This is a genomic window from Mesorhizobium sp. M0060, assembly GCF_040323155.1.
Lineage (GTDB): Bacteria > Pseudomonadota > Alphaproteobacteria > Rhizobiales > Rhizobiaceae > Mesorhizobium.
Genome location: NZ_JAMYUP010000045.1, coordinates 1 through 18,642, shown reverse-complemented (window position 1 = coordinate 18,642; position 18,642 = coordinate 1). Strand labels below are relative to the sequence as shown.

The window sequence follows — 18,642 nt, the reverse complement described above, 5'->3', positions numbered from 1 at the left end:
CTGCGCGGAGTCTTGCGCGCCACGCTGCCATACCATCGATCCACGGCCATCCATCTGGGGCCACGGGCGGATAATTCCGCCATATCACCGACCCAAGGGGACTCGGCTCACTTATCGGCGCAGGAGTTCAGTATCGGCGTCATCGCCTTCACATGTTCATCGATCCGCTCGAGCACTTTCGCTGCTACAACGTCGCGCTCAGGCAGATGCCACCAGTGCTCGTTGACGAGTTCGACGGTCTCGACCACTGCCTTCAGGACTGCCGGCTCCGGAAGCCTTGCACGGTTCGCAAATGCTTTCCATCGTGGTGCTGCTAGCGCCTTGAACGAGCGCTCCCCTCCAAGCGAAAGCCCCATGGCGTCGGCGGGAATATATGGCACGGTCGACAGAACGTCGTAGATTGGTGCAAGCACCGGCTTGTCGCCGTTACCGGGATAAATCAAAGACCAGTTCTTCAGGTGCATGTCACCATTGCCAGTGATGACCGTCAGCGCCAGGCGGCGGACGAATTCGAGAGCCGCCGTAGGTGAGACGGCCACGCCAAGGGCCCAGGCTATGTCGTGATAAGCGGCGCCCTCATATTTGCGCGAGGGATAGACACCGAAGACCTGAGCGAAATCCTCGATGTGTATCCTCTCGCCATCGGCGCCGCGATCGAAGCGTTTGACGAGAAGGACCTTGCCCTCCGACAGTGTGCTGAATTCTTCGGGAACGCCCTCAAAATCGGACTTCTCGACCAGTTCGCATTCAGGAACCTCCATGCCGATTGCTGCAGCCAGCGCCAGATTGGCGAATTCGTTCTCGGAAACGCCCGGAACCGCCGTCGAAGGGAACTTGGCGATGTACCGGCCCTGCTCGTCGTCCCTCGGCAAGGTCAGGCCGCTGTCTTTTCCAGTGTTCTTCATGACCGACAGCTGTCATCTGCACGCCGGCAAGTGAGAACCGTGCCTTGGGCTTATCCTTTGAAGCATCCTGCGAAACCGCTATTGCGCCGTCACTGGGCAACGCCCGTACGGCTCCCGGCAGATCGGCGCCCAGCGCCGCTAAAAGATCGAAATCATTGCCTGGCCGCACATTGCCTTCGTGGTGCTTTTCCATCGCCTCGCGCAATTTCTCCTCCGGCAGGAGGTTCGCGAAGAAAGCGGGCAAGGCGCCCGCCAGAGGCTTCGGATCTTTCCGCAATCCTCCCGTCGCTGCCCGGAACGACAGGCTGAAAACCGGAAAGCCGCCCGTCGCGCGGTAGGCCTCATCGAAGTTGAAGGCATTGAAATCGCCCGGCGTCCTAACGATTGTGCCGACCTTCAGTGCGTTCAAGAGCACGTCCAGCGACGGGATCGTCTTAGGTGCGCGAAAAACTGGAGCCATGATCGTCATCGTCAGGTTGAGGAACAAAAGCGGGTCGATCGTCATCATCATTCGGACGCAATAGAGCCTGGACAGCCGGCACCATGACTTGCGGAACCATCATCATTTCCAGACCGAGTGCGCGAGCGATATTCATGAGCGTCGTCGCACGCGCCGCTGCGGCTCCCTTTTCGATGTCGCGATAGCGGGGACGGGATATACCCGCCAAATCAGCGACCTGCTCCTGCGTCATGGCAGCGGCCAGCCTCGCCTGCCTGAAAAGCCGACCGATTTCGCGCAGAATTTCCAATTCAGATGCCATCATGATACCTATACGATCTATTCCAATGCGCGATGATACGCAAAGGTATCTCATTGCTCCGGTGAGTGCGATATGAGCCGAAGGAACCGGTGCGACCTGGGAGAGCAACTCGGCGGGAATATCGATGCCCTGGCTGCGGACATAATCGACAGCGCAGCTGAGATAGACAGTAAAGCGCGTAGGCTATTGGCGGCCCGTTCAGTTCTGGCTGTCGGAAGGCGCCCGAAGCCGGTTGCGAAGTTCGCCCTTGATCTCCGCCGCCCGGAGCTGCACGAGCATATGCGCACCGTGAAGTGACCAGCGCATCTGCTGCTTCTTGACCATACGTTTCCCGACGACTGAGTTCACCGCCGACTCGGCGAGAGTGGTGGCGACGGCGAAGCCCAGCCCGGTAGCGCTTTCCATCCTTTCTGACTCATTAAGACTAGAGCGGAATGAATTGAGGCTGAATCGGCGGGGATTCCCTTAGGCTTGCAAATCTGATTCAACCTGCTGGCTGGGTCAGGAGGCCAGCATGGATGGGCAAGCCTTATTCGATGGATCTTCGCGAACGGGTTGTTGCGTCAGTTGAGCAGGGTGGCCTGTCGCGGCGGCAGGCGGCAATACGCTTTGAGGTTGGGATCAGCACCGTCATCAGATGGGTAAGCCGGTTGCGCGAGACGAGCAGTCTTGCGCCCGGCAAGATGGGTGGGCACAGACCGAAGAAGATTGCCGGAGAGCATCGGGAGTGGCTGCTGCTGCGCTACCGGGCTGCGGACTTCACGCTACGCGGTCTTGTGGCCGAACTTGGCGATCGCGGCCTGAAGGTCGATTACCGTTCGGTGTGGGAGTTCGTCCACGCCGAGAAGCTCAGCCACAAAAAAAGACGCTGATCGCGGCCGAGCAGGATCGCCCGGATGTAGCACGCCGGCGGGCACAGTGGGCAAAGTATCAGGATCGCATCGATGCTTCTCGTCTGGTGTTCATCGACGAGACCTGGACCAAAACCAACATGGCCCCGCTCAGGGGATGGGCGCCACGCGGCGAGAGGATCAAAGCCAAGGTACCGCATGGCCATTGGAAGACCATGACCTTCCTGGCAGCGCTGCGCCACGACCGTGTCGAAGCACCATGGCTGATCGACGGACCGATCAACGCCGAACGCTTCCAGCTCTATGTCGATGAGGTTCTTGTCCCAATCCTCAAGCCCGGCGACATCGTCATCATGGACAATCTCGGCTCGCACAAGGGCAAGGCCGTGCGCCGCGCCATCCGCTCGGCCGGCGCCAGACTGTTCTTGCTGCCCAAATACTCGCCCGACCTGAACCCCATCGAGAAGCTCTTCGCCAAGCTCAAGCATTGGCTGCGCAAGGCCGCAAGCCGAACAGTTGAGACCGTCTGTGACGCCATCGGCCAAATCCTCGGCACCGTCACTTCAACTGAATGCAGAAATTACTTCACTGAGGCCGGATATGCCCCAACCTAAATTCATCCCGCTCTAGGCGCCCGCCGCCACGTGCGGGCGACGCCGGCATCAACCGACGGGCAGATGCGCCGAGGGCAACAAGCGCGCCTGACGCAACGCCGCCAGATCAGCCGAGCCGGTGCAGAAGCAGGCGACGGCCAACTGGCGGATGACGATCTCGAAATGCGCGACAACCGCCTCGGTGGATACCGTAGCCGCGCGCAGCACGCCGGCCGCCTGCCCGGCGATGTCCGCGCCCAGGCGGATGGCCTTGGCCACGTCGACGCCGTCGCGGATCCCGCCCGACGCGATCAGCTTCACCCTTGGCAGCGCCCGACGTACCGCCTGCACGCTGGCCGGGGTCGGAATCCCCCAATCGGCGAACGCCATCGCCACTGCACGGTCGGCGGCATCGCGGGCGCGCTCGCCCTCCACCGCGGCCCAACTGGTGCCGCCGGCACCGGCGACATCGATCACCGCCACGCCCGCCTCGACGAGCGCACAGGCCACCGAGGCCGACAGGCCCGACCCCACTTCCTTGGCCACGATCGGCACGCCCACGCTGCGCGCGGCGCGAGCGATCTGCGCCAGGACGCCGCGCCAGTCGCGGTCGCCCTCCAGCTGTACCGCTTCCTGCAGCGGATTGAGATGGACGATGAGTCCATCGGCCTCCAGCGCATCCACCGCCCGGCGCGCCAGGTCCAGGCCGTCGGCCTCGCGCAGTTGCGCGGCGCCGATATTGGCAAGCAATGGAATGTCTGGCGCCAGGCGGCGCAGCGCGCGCGTCAGCCCTTGGGAGTTGCGGGATTGCAGGCTCACGCGCTGGGAACCGACGCACATGGCTATCCCCAAGGCTTGCGCTGCCTCGCCCAGATGCCGGTTGATGGCCTCGGCGCGTGGCATGCCGCCGGTCATGGAGCTGATCAGCAGGGGCGCGCGCATGGTCTTGCCAAGCAGCGAGGCGCTCAGGTCGATCTGCGTCAGGTCCAACTCGGGCAATGCACAGTGTTCGAAACGAATGTACTCCCAGCCGGCGGAGGCCTTGGCCCGCGCTGTTCGCCGATCCAGCACGATGTCCAGGTGGTCGTCCTTGCGCCGGCTCAGGTTGGTGTCGCTGATGCTCGCTCCATCCGCCGCATCGGGCGACGGCGTTGCGTCGGATCGGACCGACGGCAGCGCGCGCACGCCGCCGTTTCCCGCGCGTTCAGGCCGGCGCACGCTGGCCTCCGCCCGCAGCGTCGCTGCGGTAGCGGCTGGTCGAGGTCTGGTAGTACTGCGCGCGGATGGCCGCCATGGCCTCGATCAACGGTGCCCACGGCGGGGGAAAGCGTTGTTGCGCCATCACCCCGTGCAGCATGCGCATATGGCCGGCCAGCTCGTCCTTGAGGAACTCCACCACAGGCATAGCCGGATAGCGCTGCAGCAGCAGGATCGCCGCGTTGTCTCCCTCGCCGGCCGACCTATCCTTTTCGCGTCCATGCAGATCGTTCTGCAAGCGCCCTATCGCGGAGATGAGCCGCAGGACTTGGCGAAACGCCGGACGCGCGCGCAAGGTCGCCATGTCCAGCCCCCACAGCAACGACAGGCAACAGAACACGTTCGTGTAGGCGATCGAATCGATGCCGTTGTGCAGGTACTCGGCGTAGGACCAGCGTTCCGCCCCTGCCGCCTGCGCGTGTCCGGCGCGCAGCGCCGCGCAGTAGCATCGGGTATCGTCGAGTAGCTGAGCATAGTCGCGACGATCGTAGGCGAGCGCGGCCAGCGAAGCGCGCAGCACAGCGCAGCCCTCGAATCCGGGGAGCGCGCACGGCACGCCCTGCCCCAGCGCCTGCTCCACCGCGGCGAGCTGCTCCGGCGCGATCAGGCCAAGGTCGTTGCAATCGTCGAGCCAGAACAGCAGCGCCAGTTCGCGATAGAACGCCACGATCAGCGTTTCGTCCTGCGGATCGCGGCCGGTGCGGGCGCTGGTGTCGCGCAGGCTCGGGTGAATGCGCTCCAGGATGTACTGGCCGCCCCTGACTGCTTCCACGGCATGCTCGTCGACGAACCCGGTCAGGGAACGCCCCCACTCCAGCACCTGCTGCAGCGCGCGTTCGGTCTGGATCATGGCGCCGCTCCTGCTCCCTCGCCCAGGACGCGCCGCCCCCAACGAAGCGCCAGCCACAACCCGGCGAGTTCGGCCACGCGCACCACCCGGGTGGGGCAATACAGTTCCTTGCCGATCCACAGCGGCGTCTGCGGCCATGCATGCGCCGCATGGCGGGCGAGCATCCACTCCAGCGCACGCGCCACCGCCTGCGCGATGCGCCGGCGCCCTGTCGGCTGTTCGCTCCCGTCCATCACGTGCAACGCGAACAGCGCGTAGGCGGTTTCCTCGAATGTGGACGCGCGACCGGCGCCCCAGCCGCCGTCGTCGCGCTGCGCCTGCATGAGCGCCGCCAGCGCGCGCTCGTCGCGCCACTGAGGCTTGCCTTGCGCCAGCGCAGCGACCGCATGCGCGGTGGGATACAGCCAGGAAACGTGCCATTTTTCGTTGTCCCATAGACCGTCCGGGTTGCGATTGGCCTCGACGTAGGCGCTGGTGCCGGCCGCGGGCTTTCCCAACATCCGCAACGCATGCAGGGCATGGATGTTGGTCGACACCGAGGCATTGCGCTCGCCGGGGAAGGTGACGAACAGCTCGCCGATTTCGAAATGGCGCAACGCATGGACCGCCGGGTCGCGGCCTGCAAGGCGCAGGACGCACATCGCAACGGCGGTATCGTCCGCATCGGCCGCGAAGTGCAAGGCCGGGCCCAGACCGCGCACGCCCAGGCGGGCGTCGAGCTGCGCGACGATCACTTGCACCGCCTCGGCGAGCGCGGGATGCGCGAACAGACCGGCCAGATGCAGGGTGTACAGCGACCAGCATGGCTCGAATACATTGATCGGCCAGACGTTGGGAAAGACACCTTCGATGCCGCTGCGCGTCGCCCGCGATGCCGCCTGCAGATACGCGTCGGCGCGCCCGACCTGCGGCGTGCTCCCCTGTGTCACGGCGTGCGCACGCCACGCGGCGGTGGCCGCCGGACTGATGCCGATGCTGCCGTCGTCATCCGGGCATGCGGTGGTCGGCGACGTTCCCCAGGCTTCCCAGGAGTGCAGCAACGGATGGCCGCTCGGCAACGTCGCCACCGCCCCCAGCTTGACCAGGCACGCTTGCCGCAACGGCAACAGCGCCGGGTGGCGCGGAAACGCCACGTCGCCCAGCAAGGATGCGGCCTCGCCGCACAACTGCGGCAGGATCAGCTCCGCGCCGATCGGCGCGTCTTCCGGCACCGCATGCGCGTAGGGATCGGGCTGGCGCTCGAGGAACCGGGTTGCAGCCTGGACTGCGTGGGCGGTGCCGGGAAGAAGATCGGCACGCCGCAATGCCAGCAACGCCGCCCACGTGGACGCATGGCGGAACAGCGGGAAGTCCGCGCTTCCCCACCCGCCATCGGCCTGTTGCTGCGCGATGAGCCACTCGTATGCGTCCTGCCGACCGGTGACGTTGCCGTGGAACTGCAGAGCTCGCGCCGTGTCGTAGACGGACGGACCGACGCTGCCGCCGTCGCTCATCTCGCTCAGCAGGTGGCGCAATTCGGAAAGGATCTGTTCGGACAGCGCGTTCACGCGGGATGTTCCTTCTGCAGACGGTTGACGAGAACCAGGATCGGCAGACGCCGCGCACATCGCCGCGGACTTGGGCACAGTGCAGCATGCACCGCTGGCGCCGGCCGATCGCACCGGCACAGGGGCGAGTCCATGCGGACGGGCGCTCATGCGTATGGCGCGGACAGATACACGTTGGCCCGCTGCAGCATCTGCGCCAACCGTTCCGCACGCGGCCCCAGGGGGGCGATGGCCTCCCCGGCGTCGCGCAACAAATCCAGCGCGAACTGGCGCGCTGCCTGCAGCCCCATGATCGACGCGCAGGTCGGCTTCTGCGCCGCCGCGTCCTTGCCGGGGGTCTTACCCAGCGTCGCGGTATCCGCTGTCGCGTCGAGAATGTCGTCGATCACCTGCAACGCCAGGCCGAAACAGGCGGTATAGCGATCGAGCGCACAGTACAGCGCAGCGTGCGCGGCATCGTCCGCGATGGCGCATAGCGCGCCCATGCGAACGGACGCGCGCACTAGCGCTCCGCTCTTCTTCCGGTGCATCGCCACGATCCTGTCCAGCTCGGCGTGCTTTCCGACCAGCGACAGATCCATGGCCTGCCCGCCTGCGGCACCCTCGGCGGAAACCGCCTGCGCCATTTCGCGCACGAGCGCGATTCGGTTGTCGCCCGGCGCATCCAGGCTCGCCAGGGTCAGGAAGGCGTGCGCCTGCAGCGCATCGCCGACCAGGATCGCAGTGGCTTCGCCGAACTTTACGTGCACGGTCGGAAGGCCGCGGCGAAGCACGTCGTCGTCCATCGCGGGCAGGTCGTCGTGGGCCAGGGTACAGGCGTGCATCATCTCGATGGCGGCGCCGACGTCGTCGAGCATGTGCGCCGGCGTGTCGGCCAGTGCGCCGGCCGCCAGACAGAGCAAGGCGCGGGTGCGCTTCCCGCCATGCAAGGTGGCGTAGCGCATCGCCGCCATCAGCTCGGTCTCACCGTCGTCTTCGGCGCAGAGAAGACGCGCCAGCGCCTGTTCGACCCGCTTTGCGCCGTCCTGCATCCAGATCTCCGGCAGCAGCCTGCCGGATGCGGCGCGCGCCTGCGCGCCCAATCCGCCGAGCGCGGGAACGCCAGTTCGGTCGTCGTGTAGCGTGGAACCGGTCTGCATGTTGTTTATGTCCTTGTACCTGACATGGCCACGGCGAGCGCCGAGCCGCCGCGGTGTTGCCGGCGTCGCACCGAGCGCGCGCGCCGAGTGCAGCAATGCCGCGCGTCGCCGGCGCCGCTGCCTCGCCACACGGGGCATACGATGCCAGCTCATGAGAATCCGATTCGGATTTTCATGGACGGATGTGCGGTCGGGTAATAGCGCCGGCCTTTTTCGACGCCGCTCAGCAACCGCGGCCGCACCCCGGCCTGGTGCATGGTCAGCGCCAAGGCGATGCAGAACTGCACCATTTCCAGCCATACCAGGTGGTAGCCGATGCAGACGTGTGGGCCGGTACCGAACTGCAGCATGTCCACCGGCCGGATCGGCTCCGCGCGTTGCAGCCACCGCGCCAGACGGAACTGATCAGGCGCCTCGTGCAGCAGCGCCGAGGTCGAGAAATGCAGCAGCGGGATGCACAGATGGGTGCCCGCGGGAATGCGCCGTTGGCCGAGTTGCAATTCCTGCAGCGCGCGACGCGGCAGGAGCGTGGTCGCCGGATGCAGACGCAGTGTCTCGCGGAACAGCGCCTCGGCGACCGGACACTGCGCCAGATCCGCGTGCCGGGTCGGCACCGCGCCCACGCGTTGAGCCTCCTCGACGAGGGCGTCCCACAGCACAGGCTGCCGCGCCAGCTCGATCACCATCCAGGCCATCGTCGAGGCAGTGGTGTCGTGACCGGCAAGCAGCAGCAAGCGGATATTGGCGACCAGGACGTCATCGGAGAGCCTATCGTCGCTGCGGTCGAAGACGCTCACCATGTCGTTGATCAACCCGGTGCGCGCAGCATGCGCGCGCGCGTCGCGAACGAACTGGCGCAACTGCGCGTCGATCCAGTCGCGGGCGGCGCGGCCGCGCCGCAAGGGCAGTCCGGGCAGGTCGACCGGGGGCGCGACGATCAGCTGCAGCAGTTGCCGGTACTTGCGATGCCATCCCGGCAGGTCCTGCGCGGGGGTTCCCATGAGGCTGAAGATGAGCTTGAGCATCAGGTCGCCGGTTTCGCGCAGGATGGTTGCCTCGCCGCGGTCGCGCCACGCCTGCACCCGCGCCCGGATGACGGGCGCGAACAGGTCGCCGATGCCGGCCTGGGTCAGCCCCTTGGGCAGGAACGCCGCCTTGATCGCATCGCGCGCCTGCCGGTGCGCGCCGCCGTCCTGGGCAACCAACGTTCCGCCAAGCAATTCGGGCGCGATCTCTTCGATCAGCGCCGAGGACACGTCCTTGTGCCGGAGCAGTGCGAACGCTTCCGGATCCACGCAGGTCATCAGGTGTCCGGCAGGGCCGAAATCCAGCCAGAAGTGGCTGCCCAGCGTCCGTTCTGCGCGCTGCAGCAGGCGCGGCAGGTCGCAGACAATGGCGGGAAGATGCCCGACCAGGGGGAAAGCGCCAGGCATGACCGGGATGTCGCATCGCAGCCGGTGCCGACGGTTGAGTGGGTTGAGCAGCATGTCCATCAGCAGCGCGCCGCCGCCGCCGATTCGGTGTCGCCGGCAGGGCGCGCGGCGCAGCTGTTGCCACCGTCGGCGTATGTCGGCACATGCGCCAGCATGCCGCCATCGATGCACACGACCTGGCCTGTGATAAACGCAGCATCGTCGGAGAGCAGGAACGCCACGAGCGCGGCCACGTCCTCGGGGCGGCCGACGCGCTGCAGGAGCTGGTGCCGGCGCAGATGCCGTTGCATGCACTCGTCCAGCTTGGCGAGGAGACGCTCGGTCATGACGAGACCCGGCGCAACGGCGTTGCAGCGGATCTGCGCATGACCGTATTGGGTGGCGAGCGAAGCCGAGAGCATATTCATCGCCGCCTTCGACGCGGCGTAGGACGTCTGCGCCGTGTCACCGCTGAGCCCCTGGCACGACGACATGTTGACGATCGCGCCACCGCCGCGGGCGATCATCCGTGGGATGGCCTGCCGGCAGCAGAGCAGCGTGCCGCGCAGATTGGTCGCCATGGTCTGATCCCAGACCGCCAGGTCCAGGTCGAGGATCGCGCGGTCGCGTGAGGTCAGATGCATGGCGCTCGCATTGTTCACTAGGAGGTCGACCCCACCGAAGTGCCGCTCCGCCGTCTCGAACAGCGCTGCCACCGCCTGCGCATCGGCGATATCCATGGCTAGGGGCAGCGCGTGGCCTGCTTCGGCCCCGATCTGCGCGGTGCAGGCGATGGCCGCCGAGCCATCAATGTCGGCCACCACCACTCTGCCGCCCCCGCGCGCGATGGCGAGAGCGCATGCCTTGCCGATGCCGGCGCCGGCGCCGGTCACCACGGCCACCTTGCCTTCAAACCGTCCCATCGTGTCTCCTGGATTGCATTGGTCTTTCGCAGCATGCCGCTGGGCCTGCGCCGGAGAAGGCGCAGGGTCGGCGCTGGCGCGCTGGTCATGGCCAGCGTCGCTTTCGATGACCCGAATGGCGGCGACCGGGCACTGGTTGGCCGCAAGCCGCACGGCGGCGTGCAGCGCCTGCGGGACCGTCGCCACGCACACTTCGGCCACGCCGTCCGGTTCGCGCTGGCGAAAGGTGCCCGGCAGCGTCAGCACGCACTGCCCGGTAGTTCCGCACAGATCCTGATCGACCAGGACGCGCATCTCAGCCCTCCTGCCCATGCAGCCGCACCGGCAGCGCGCGGAAGGTCCTAAGGAACGCGGAGGGCTCCCGGGTCGGCTGCTCGGCCAATGCCAGCGTGGGGAAGCGCGCCTGGATCCGCGGCAGGCTCTCGGCTAACTGCACCCGGGCCAGTTGCGCACCAAGGCAGAAGTGGATGCCGTGGCCGAAGGTCAGCATGATCTTCCCGTCGATCGACATGCCAGGACTGGTGCCGTAGAACCGCACGGGATCGAAGCGGTCGGGATCGGCGAAGGCGTCCGGGTCGCGATTGCCGGCCGCGATCAGCACGCGCACGTCCGCGTTCTTCGGGATCACCACGCCGCCCAGTTCGATGTCGCGCTGGGCGATACGCGGAATGGAGCTGAACATGGCGGGCGCGTCGTAGCGCAGGGCTTCTTCGACGAATGCCTTCACCCCCACGGCATCTCCCCTCAGCCAGTGCCGCTGTTCGGGATGCGCCAGCATCGCCAGGACCGCATGGCCGATGGCCGCGGCAGTGGTGGCGAAGCCGCCCAGCAGCATGCCCCACAGCATGCTGATCAATTCCGCATCCGACAGCATCTCGGCATCGTCGTCGTGTGCGCCGACCAGCATTGACACGATGTCGTGGCGGGAATCGGTGCGCTTGCGCTGTATGAGGTCGCCGAAGTAGGCCTGCACCCTGGCGCTGGCCGCGTCCCCCGAAGCGAGTTGGGGATCGCTGGCGTGCGGGCTCAGGCCTTCCAGAATGGCGCTGATGCCGGCGACGAGCCCGAGAATGTCGTCCCGGGGCATGCCGAACAGTTCGCCGAAAACCAGCATGGGCAAGGCCAGCGCGAATTCCCGATGCAGGTCCACTGCCTCCCCGCGCTCCAGTGCGGGCGCCATGCCGTCCAGGCGCGCTGCGACAATGCGAGCGATGGTCGGCCTCAGGTTGTCGATCTGGCCGATGGTGAAATCGCGCGAGATCAGCCGGCGCAGACGCGTATGCGTCGGAGGTTCCTTCATCGCTAAAGTGGACGCCAGCAAACTTAGCGACAGGCTGGTCGCCGCACGCGGGAAATAGCGCGCCAGTTCGCCTGGCGCCGGCCCCCGAAAAGCATCGCCCGTGGCCTTGAGCGCCCAGTAGATGTCGGCGTGGCGGCTCAACAGAAAGAGGCCCGACGCCGCGCGATGCACCGGATCGTGCTCGCGCAACCACCGCATGAACGGATACGGGTCGTGGATGCACGCTGGCGACGCCAGTTCGGCGAAGGCGTCCCGGCATGCTGCCGTGGTTTCTTGCAAGTCCATATTGGTTACCTGTTGGCTGGCTGATCTGACCGGCGCGCGCCAGGCGCGACGGCAAATTGCGGAGAAGATCGCGATTCCCGGCGGCGTCCGCCCATCACCAGAGCACCGGGAACTCCTCGAACCCGCCAGTGATGATCTCCTTGCGCAACTTCAGTTCTTCGGGCGCCACGGCCAGGCGCAGCGCGGGAAAGCGCTGGAAGATCGAACCGAACACCACCTTGAGTTCCAGCCTGGCCAGCGCCGCGCCGATGCAGTAGTGCGGCCCATGGGAGAACGCCAGGTGCGGGTTTTCGTCGCGTCCGATGTCGAAGTTTTCCGGGTCGTCGAAATGGCGCGCATCGAACGACGTCGCCGGCAGGCCGACAAGCACCTTGCTCTCCGCAGGAATTTCCACGCCCGCGATAGTCACGTCGGTACTCGGATAGCGCATGATGCCGTCCCAGCCCGCGCCCGGCGGGTACATGCGCAGGATTTCCTCCACCGCCTTGTCCACCAGGGATGGATCGCCGACCAGGCGTTCGCGCTGTTGCGGATGGCGGAACATGGCCAGCAGGCCGAATTCGATCTGCGCGACGGTGCTCTCGTGCCCCGCCACCAGCATGCCCGCCGCCAAGCCGATCGCCTCTTCCTCGGTCGCCTTGCCCTGGTCGACCGCCGCGAGCAGATCCGTCAGCAGGTTGTCGCCAGGATCCTGGCGCTTGTCCCGCATCTTGCCGCGAATGTAGGCGCGCAGTTCTTCCCAGGCCAAGCGCGACGCGCTGCGCGGGCCGCTTTCATGCTGGTGCGTCATCACCTCGTCGGACAGCCCGGCGAAAAAGGCGTGATCCTCGTAGAGCACGCCCATCAGCGCGCTGATGACCATGGCCGGAAGTGGAAAGGAGAGGTGGCGCCGCAGGTCGGCGGGCTGGGGCTGGGCCGCCAGTGTCTCGAACAACTGCGCGGCGATCGCCTCGACCTGCTGCTCGAGCAGCTTCACCCTGCGGTTGCTGAAGGCCGGCGCCACGATCGTGCGTAACCGGGCATGCTCGCCCCCCTCGTGCGAGACCAACCACCCCGGTGATCCGAGAATCACCGAATCCGGGGTGAATGCCGCCGGCGGCATTCCCGAGGGCCGGAACGCCGCGTCGGACAGCACCGCCTTGGCTTCATCGTAGCCTGTCACCCACCAGCCTTCGTGCCCGGACGGGAAGCGCACGCGGTGGATCGGACCGTTGGCGCGTTGCGCCAACATCTCGGGCGAGGGCTCGATGTGATCGACGCGCCACATCGGCAGCGTCGGCAAGGGTTGTTCGGACATGGTGGCACTTGATCTCTAAGCGATGGAAGGGCGGAAGGTGACCGGCAGGCGCTGCGGGCAGCGAATGGCTTAGGAAGGCATGTAGACGACGTCCTCCGCAGCGTAGCCGATTCGATTATCAAGGTCGGCCAACGTGTAACTGCCTAGGCATACCGCGCGGCGAGATGCAGAACGTTATCCTGCGCCTTCGAGTTCAGGATAAGGCGAGTGTGGCGGGCCTTTGAGTCGCAGCCGGCCATCAAGATTTCCTGCGCAAGGGTCGACAAGGGCGGCGAGCCTGTTTGGTAGGGGGCGGTTTCGCCGAGGCCCCCTTCCCATAGAATGCTATCTGATGCGGATTTGACATTTTGCTTTTCTTTCTTCGTTCCATTCGTGTCATCCACGAAATGAAAGTCGGTCGGCGGCTCCCGGCCAGCAACGAAGGTGCTTCAAATCTCGTGCCAATTTGGCCGCAGCAGAAAAAAATTGTGGCAGCTTCTCAGCGGCCTAGCCTGAGGCCAGAGAAGAGCTAGGCGAAATAGGCCGGTGTCGCGGGCCAACAAAGGCGACGGAACAGTGTCGGACAGAACGCCTCGGGCGACCTTTAGGTCGGGCTTGCGACATTCTGGTCCAGTTTCGAACATAAGAGGGCGGCAAACAGACACGATTGGGAATTCGATCCTCACGGCGCCAGGGCGCTTGCCCAAGAGCGCGCGCTCATGTTGCTGCGACAGGCGCGTGTTCGCGATAGCCGGGCCTGCGCACCCATGAACGCTAGCGGCACACGCTACGCAATGACTGGAGTGCCCGCCAGCCTCAGGTAGTGCATCGGCTCCGCTTCCGGTTCTTCTTTGCCCAGCCGGGGCTGAAGCGCCGAATATCCGCACCCTACAGCATCGTTGTTGCCTGTGTGACGAGGCGGTATAGCGCGCGCCCGATCTTCTAAGACACGGCCTCCGAGAAGAAGGGGGCGGTCCAACAGCACCTCTATTTGAAATGGCACGCCGCTTGCTGCTCCTGGTTAGAGCACCATCAAATCACGATGAAAGCGACTTGCACCATGCCCGACGCGCGAAGCTCTAGACAGTGGCCTGAGGAGACGATGCCCGTTCCCGCTGAACATCGGGACATCGTCTCCTCCGGAAGGCCGTTCTCGGTGGCCGCTTTGCGCATGGCTGGTCCGATGCCGGCACGCCAACACGGGCCGCTCGCGCAAATGCCGTTTACCGGTTCTGTTCAGCATGTGAGTGCCCAAGAGCCCCGTCAAAGGGTCACCCAAGCCAAGGCCGGCGGGTCACTGCCACATATCGACAACACGCTGAACCAGTCCAGTGACCCCAGTCTGCGTGAAGTGACATTTCAGGCCCCCACATGCTTGCGATATTGGCTACTTCCGGCCGCTATCCCTTTTCCAAACGCACGATCGCGAGTGACCGATCCCGCTTCCGGCGCCATAGCCGGGGGAACCAAGCGGCTCGACGGTGTCCAGCTCGCTCAGATCGATTGCGTTCGGGTGGCCAAGACCAGCCGCCAAGACCTTCCTATACGTCGGGAGGGAAAAAGGAGGTTGCGAGCCGCGAGGTCCTCATTCCGTGCCGGGCATACGAGCCTTTGCTCGGTATTGCGCCAGCCTCTGCCAGAATTCAGCGCCAGTTTTCTTCTTTAGGAGCAACTTGATGACAGTTCAAAAGAAAGTTCCCTTCGTCACCTTTCTCACGCGTGTTCACGATAAGTCAGTCCAGGGGACAAATCCATATCGCTGGCAAGAAAAGACATCTGACGACTACTTTGCCGGCAAGCGGGTCATCCTGTTCTCGCTGCCTGGCGCCTTCACGCCGACCTGCTCGACCTACCAATTGCCCCAGTTCGAAGAGCTCTATGATGAGTTTGAGAAGGAGGGAATTGACGCGATTTACTGCCTCTCAGTCAACGACGCCTTTGTCATGAATGCGTGGGGGAAGTCCTTGGGTCTGAAGCAGGTCGAGCTCATCCCCGATGGCTCAGGCGAGTTCACACGCAAAATGGGCATGCTGGTCGCCAAGGACAATCTCGGCTTCGGGATGCGCTCCTGGCGCTACGCCGCCCTGATCAACAATGGCGTGGTGGAGCATTGGTTCGAGGAGGAAGGTTTCTCCGACAACTGCGAGGCCGACCCCTATGGCGTCTCGTCCCCGCAAAACGTTCTCGAAACGCTGAAAGCCGCCGCATGACCTAGAATACGTCTCAGTGGTGCCATTGCCGGCCCCAAGAGGCTCCTCGACAGGATTTTCGCGCTCACCATGCAATCCTCAGCAAGCCTGCTTCAGCGCCAGAAGCAATCCATGGTCGCATCGCCTCAACTCATTGAGTCGATTCGCCTGCTGCAACTGGCGCATACTGAACTGCATCAGTTCGTGGAGCGGGAAATCGAGAAGAACCCGCTTTTGGAATCTGCATCAAGCGATGGCGGGCCTTTTGACGACGTCTCGATTTCGGGAGCGGATCAGCCTGTCGGCCCTGGCGCAAACGCCGTTGAAGGACCGACCGGGGCAGGGTCGGCTGAACGGCTCGGGCAATGGAAATCACTCGGCAACACGACCAACAACCCGCCGGGCAATGGCCCTTCCCTCGACGAGTTTGCCACCCTCGCCGAAACATTGCACGACCATGTCGCTCGTCAGATCGCCCTCACTGCGTTCACACCACAGGAGCGGCTGATCGCTGGCCAGCTTGCCGCCGATCTGGAAGACACTGGCTATCTTCGGGCAAACCTTTTGGAGCTGGCCGAGAGCCTGAATGTCCATGAGGCTGTTGTGGAACGGGTTCTCGGAACCTTGCAGCAATTTGATCCACCGGGAGTTTTTGCGCGAAGTCTCAGAGAATGCCTCGAGATTCAGTTGCGCCAGCGAAATCGGCTCGACCCGGCAATGGCAGCTTTGGTTGCCAATCTTGAAATGCTTGCGCGACGCGATTTTGAGGCACTGAAGCAGCATTGCGGCGTCGATGAAGAAGACCTTCTCGACATGATGCATGAGATTCGGGCGCTCGATCCCAAGCCTGGGAACCGATTCCAATCCGGTGCGTCTGAATCAATCATACCCGACGTCTGGGTCACGCCCTCGCCGCAAGGCGGGTGGCAGATCGAACTTGATCCCGCCACACTGCCAAAGCTGCTGATCAACCAAAGCTACTATGCCGAAGTGTCGCGTCAAACTCCCCAAAATTCGAAAGATAAAGCATTTCTCGACGAATGCTTGCAAAACGCGACCTGGCTGATCCGCAGCCTCGATCAGCGCGCCAAGACCATTGTTAAGGTTGCGGCTGAAATCGTGCGTCAGCAGGATGCCTTTTTGGAACATGGCGTCGCCCACCTGCGGCCTCTCAATCTCAGAACCGTCGCTGACGCGATCGGCGTGCACGAGTCGACGGTAAGCCGGGTGACCTCGAACAAGTACATGCTTACCCCGCGCGGAGTCTTTGAACTGAAGTATTTTTTCACCGTCGCGATCGCGTCCTGCCAAGGCGGCGATGCGCACTCCGCCGAAGCTGTCCGGCATCGGATCAAAGCGATCATTGCCGCAGAATCTCCCGGCGACGTGCTTTCCGATGAGGACATCGCTGTCCGGCTGAAGGAAACCGGCATCGATGTTGCGCGCCGCACCGTCACAAAATATCGCGAAGCAATGAACATCCCCTCCTCCGTGCAACGCCGCCGGGAAATGCGCTTGTGTTTTTAGATTTGGGTCAAGGCAGCCAACATCACGTTGCATTGCATCAAAGTGGAGACTTCGTTCATGACCCAATCCGCAGCAGGCGTCATGGACGCTGTTCTGCACGACCCAGAAAAGCCCGTCCCACCGTCTGGTCCCGCATGGGGTGCGGTCATTTCGCTTTCCTTGGGCACCTTCGGGCTGGTCACGGCAGAGTTTCTGCCTGTCAGCCTGCTCACGCCCCTCGCGCATGATCTCGGTATCAGCGAGGGAGCGGCTGGACAGGCGATGACGGCAACAGCTATCGTCGGGGCGATCTCGGCGCCGACGGTGGCCATCATCACAAAGCGCCTGGACCGCAGGACCGTCATGTGGACCATGACGCTGCTGCTGATCCTGTCGGACGTTCTGGCGGCCGGCGCGTGGTCGCTGGCGGCTCTCCTGACTGCACGCGTCGTGCTCGGCATAGCGCTCGGAGGCTTCTGGTCGATGTCGGCAGCACTGGCGATGCGGCTCGTTCCAAGCCACTTCCTGCCGCGCGCCATGTCGATCATCCTCACCGGCGTTTCCGTAGCTACCGTCTGCGCAGCTCCAATCGGCGCTTATGTCGGCGATATCTGGGGATGGCGAAGCGCCTTCGTGCTCGCCGCAGCCGGCGGCGCCGCTACACTGCTCGTGCAACTCATAACTATTCCGAGACTGCCTCCGATTGGAGTGGCTAGCTTCCGCAGCCTGCTGGATGTGGCCAAGATTCCGATGGTCAAAATTGCGCTTTTGGTCATCCTGCTGGTCGCTTCCGGCCACTTCGCCGGAATCACCTATATCCGCGCCTTCCTCGAGAAGATTCCCGCGCTGGATGTCGAAACGATCTCGCTTGTGTTGCTTGCTTTTGGCATCGGCGGATTCTTCGGCAATTTGGCCGGCGGGCTTCTGGCCGAGTACAGTCTCAAGGCAGTCGCTGCCCTTGCACCGCTGCTCATAGCGATAGCCGCTGTTTCGCTGCTGACGGCGGGAGCATCGGCCTCGGCCTCGGCGATTGCGGTTGCCGCGTGGGGCTTTGCTTTCGGCGCGGTGCCGGTGGGATTGCAGACGTGGATGGTGCGGCGCGCCGCTCCCGAGCAGGCCGAAAGCGCCGGTGTGCTGATGGTCGTAGCGTTCCAAGTGGCAATCGCAGCCGGCGCGATTTTCGGCGGACTATTGGTGGACAATGCCGGGATTACCAGTGCCATTGCCTACAGTGCTGTTGCCACGTTCCTCGCCGCCCTGACAGTGTTCCTGCTCGGCCCGAAGCGGGAAACCTAGACCGCCTGACAGAAGAGGCCTCAGCAGCGCAGCGGGACGAGAGATGCAATCGCATGCACGGCGCGGCGCGATCCTCCGCATGATTACGCATGGACCAGCGCAAGCGCCTCGCCGGCTTCACCTCCGGGCCACGCGACCGACACCGGTTGTCGACAAAGCACCTCGGTGCGCGGCATCTGCCGCACCGTTAAAGCCAACGTACAGCGACCTTAGAGGCTCGCGCATACGCATCTGAGACACTCAAGGGTAGAGATGTCCCAAAATGCAAGACGATAAGAAAGCCTCTCGGTTTGGCGTTGATCGTTGACACAAGTGCCATATCAGCGGTCTGCGTCACTGAGCTCCACGTCAGGAACATACTGTCGGATGCCAGACTATCCGAATCGACGGACGATGCAGTGTTCATCGAACTGCGCAGCAGACTGATTGAATCTACGGCGTGATATACGGTAAGCGCCACGCCGCTCCCCTCGTGCGGGGCATGAGGTGAATGTGCGAAGAATCCTCCCGATCGCGAGAGACGGAGGGCCTACGTGGGAGCAGACGGCAAAA

General features: G+C 64.3%; 13 protein-coding genes and 4 pseudogenes. 4 read left to right on the top strand and 13 right to left on the bottom strand.

Annotation, left to right across the window (positions count from 1 at the left end; genetic code table 11):
* Window positions 1-107: 107 nt before the first annotated feature.
* The 3 genes and pseudogenes from NKJ94_RS28280 to NKJ94_RS28270 form a co-directional block, all read right to left on the bottom strand.
* Window positions 108-1,365 (bottom strand): annotated as a pseudogene (locus NKJ94_RS28280) (type II toxin-antitoxin system HipA family toxin).
* Window positions 1,340-1,666, bottom strand: a complete 327-nt coding sequence (locus NKJ94_RS28275) for a helix-turn-helix domain-containing protein (RefSeq protein ID WP_352529856.1) — start codon at window positions 1,664-1,666, stop codon at window positions 1,340-1,342. Before NKJ94_RS28275 ends, NKJ94_RS28280 begins: the two are co-directional and overlap by 26 nt.
* A 198-nt stretch (window positions 1,667-1,864) precedes the next feature.
* A pseudogene (locus tag NKJ94_RS28270) lies at window positions 1,865-2,069 on the bottom strand (ISKra4-like element ISBte2 family transposase); the annotation flags it as partial.
* A 115-nt stretch (window positions 2,070-2,184) separates the two neighbouring features.
* Between NKJ94_RS28270 and NKJ94_RS28265 the strand changes: the two are divergent.
* A protein-coding gene (locus NKJ94_RS28265) for an IS630 family transposase (RefSeq protein ID WP_352529815.1) occupies window positions 2,185-3,131 on the top strand; the annotation gives its coding sequence in 2 pieces (ribosomal slippage) (window positions 2,185-2,523 and window positions 2,526-3,131; 945 coding nt in all).
* Window positions 3,132-3,179: 48 nt separating this feature from the next.
* Here NKJ94_RS28265 and fni read toward each other — a convergent pair.
* The 10 genes and pseudogenes from fni to nifH form a co-directional block, all read right to left on the bottom strand.
* The gene (gene fni, locus NKJ94_RS28260) at window positions 3,180-4,286 is read right to left on the bottom strand and encodes a type 2 isopentenyl-diphosphate Delta-isomerase (RefSeq protein ID WP_502904221.1); all 1,107 of its coding nucleotides are present in this window, start codon (window positions 4,284-4,286) and stop codon (window positions 3,180-3,182) included.
* Between the two features lie 28 nt (window positions 4,287-4,314).
* On the bottom strand, window positions 4,315-5,217 hold the full coding sequence (locus NKJ94_RS28255) for a terpene synthase family protein (protein WP_352529813.1): 903 nt from the start codon (window positions 5,215-5,217) through the stop codon (window positions 4,315-4,317).
* Window positions 5,214-6,764 (bottom strand): hypothetical protein, encoded by a 1,551-nt coding sequence (locus tag NKJ94_RS28250; RefSeq protein ID WP_352529811.1) that lies wholly within the window; start codon window positions 6,762-6,764, stop codon window positions 5,214-5,216. The genes NKJ94_RS28255 and NKJ94_RS28250 overlap by 4 nt, the downstream gene beginning before the upstream one ends.
* A gap of 146 nt (window positions 6,765-6,910) precedes the next feature.
* On the bottom strand, window positions 6,911-7,903 hold the full coding sequence (locus NKJ94_RS28245) for a polyprenyl synthetase family protein (protein ID WP_352529809.1): 993 nt from the start codon (window positions 7,901-7,903) through the stop codon (window positions 6,911-6,913).
* 149 nt (window positions 7,904-8,052) lie between these two features.
* Window positions 8,053-9,396: a cytochrome P450 gene (locus NKJ94_RS28240; protein WP_352529807.1), complete on the bottom strand. Its 1,344-nt coding sequence runs from the start codon at window positions 9,394-9,396 to the stop codon at window positions 8,053-8,055.
* Entirely contained in the window at window positions 9,396-10,238 is an 843-nt protein-coding gene (locus tag NKJ94_RS28235) for an SDR family oxidoreductase (RefSeq protein ID WP_352529852.1), read from the bottom strand. Before NKJ94_RS28235 ends, NKJ94_RS28240 begins: the two co-directional genes overlap by 1 nt.
* Window positions 10,239-10,406: 168 nt before the next feature.
* A pseudogene (locus tag NKJ94_RS28230) lies at window positions 10,407-10,532 on the bottom strand (ferredoxin); the annotation flags it as partial.
* 1 nt (window position 10,533) lies between these two features.
* Window positions 10,534-11,823: a cytochrome P450 gene (locus tag NKJ94_RS28225; RefSeq protein ID WP_352529805.1), complete on the bottom strand. Its 1,290-nt coding sequence runs from the start codon at window positions 11,821-11,823 to the stop codon at window positions 10,534-10,536.
* Window positions 11,824-11,917: 94 nt separating this feature from the next.
* Window positions 11,918-13,120 carry a cytochrome P450 gene (locus NKJ94_RS28220; RefSeq protein WP_352450772.1) on the bottom strand — a complete coding sequence of 401 codons (1,203 nt, stop codon included), beginning with the start codon at window positions 13,118-13,120 and terminating at the stop codon, window positions 11,918-11,920.
* A gap of 152 nt (window positions 13,121-13,272) precedes the next feature.
* A pseudogene (gene nifH, locus NKJ94_RS28215) lies at window positions 13,273-13,466 on the bottom strand (nitrogenase reductase); the annotation flags it as partial.
* A gap of 1,309 nt (window positions 13,467-14,775) precedes the next feature.
* Here nifH and NKJ94_RS28210 point away from each other — a divergent pair.
* The 3 genes from NKJ94_RS28210 to NKJ94_RS28200 all read left to right on the top strand — a co-directional run bounded on the left by NKJ94_RS28210 (window position 14,776) and on the right by NKJ94_RS28200 (window position 18,090).
* Window positions 14,776-15,309, top strand: a complete 534-nt coding sequence (locus tag NKJ94_RS28210) for a peroxiredoxin (protein WP_352450770.1) — start codon at window positions 14,776-14,778, stop codon at window positions 15,307-15,309.
* A 69-nt stretch (window positions 15,310-15,378) separates the two neighbouring features.
* Window positions 15,379-16,815 carry an RNA polymerase factor sigma-54 gene (rpoN, locus tag NKJ94_RS28205; RefSeq protein ID WP_352450769.1) on the top strand — a complete coding sequence of 479 codons (1,437 nt, stop codon included), beginning with the start codon at window positions 15,379-15,381 and terminating at the stop codon, window positions 16,813-16,815.
* A 57-nt stretch (window positions 16,816-16,872) separates the two neighbouring features.
* On the top strand, window positions 16,873-18,090 hold the full coding sequence (locus NKJ94_RS28200; RefSeq protein ID WP_352491455.1) for an MFS transporter: 1,218 nt from the start codon (window positions 16,873-16,875) through the stop codon (window positions 18,088-18,090).
* Window positions 18,091-18,642: the final 552 nt, after the last annotated feature.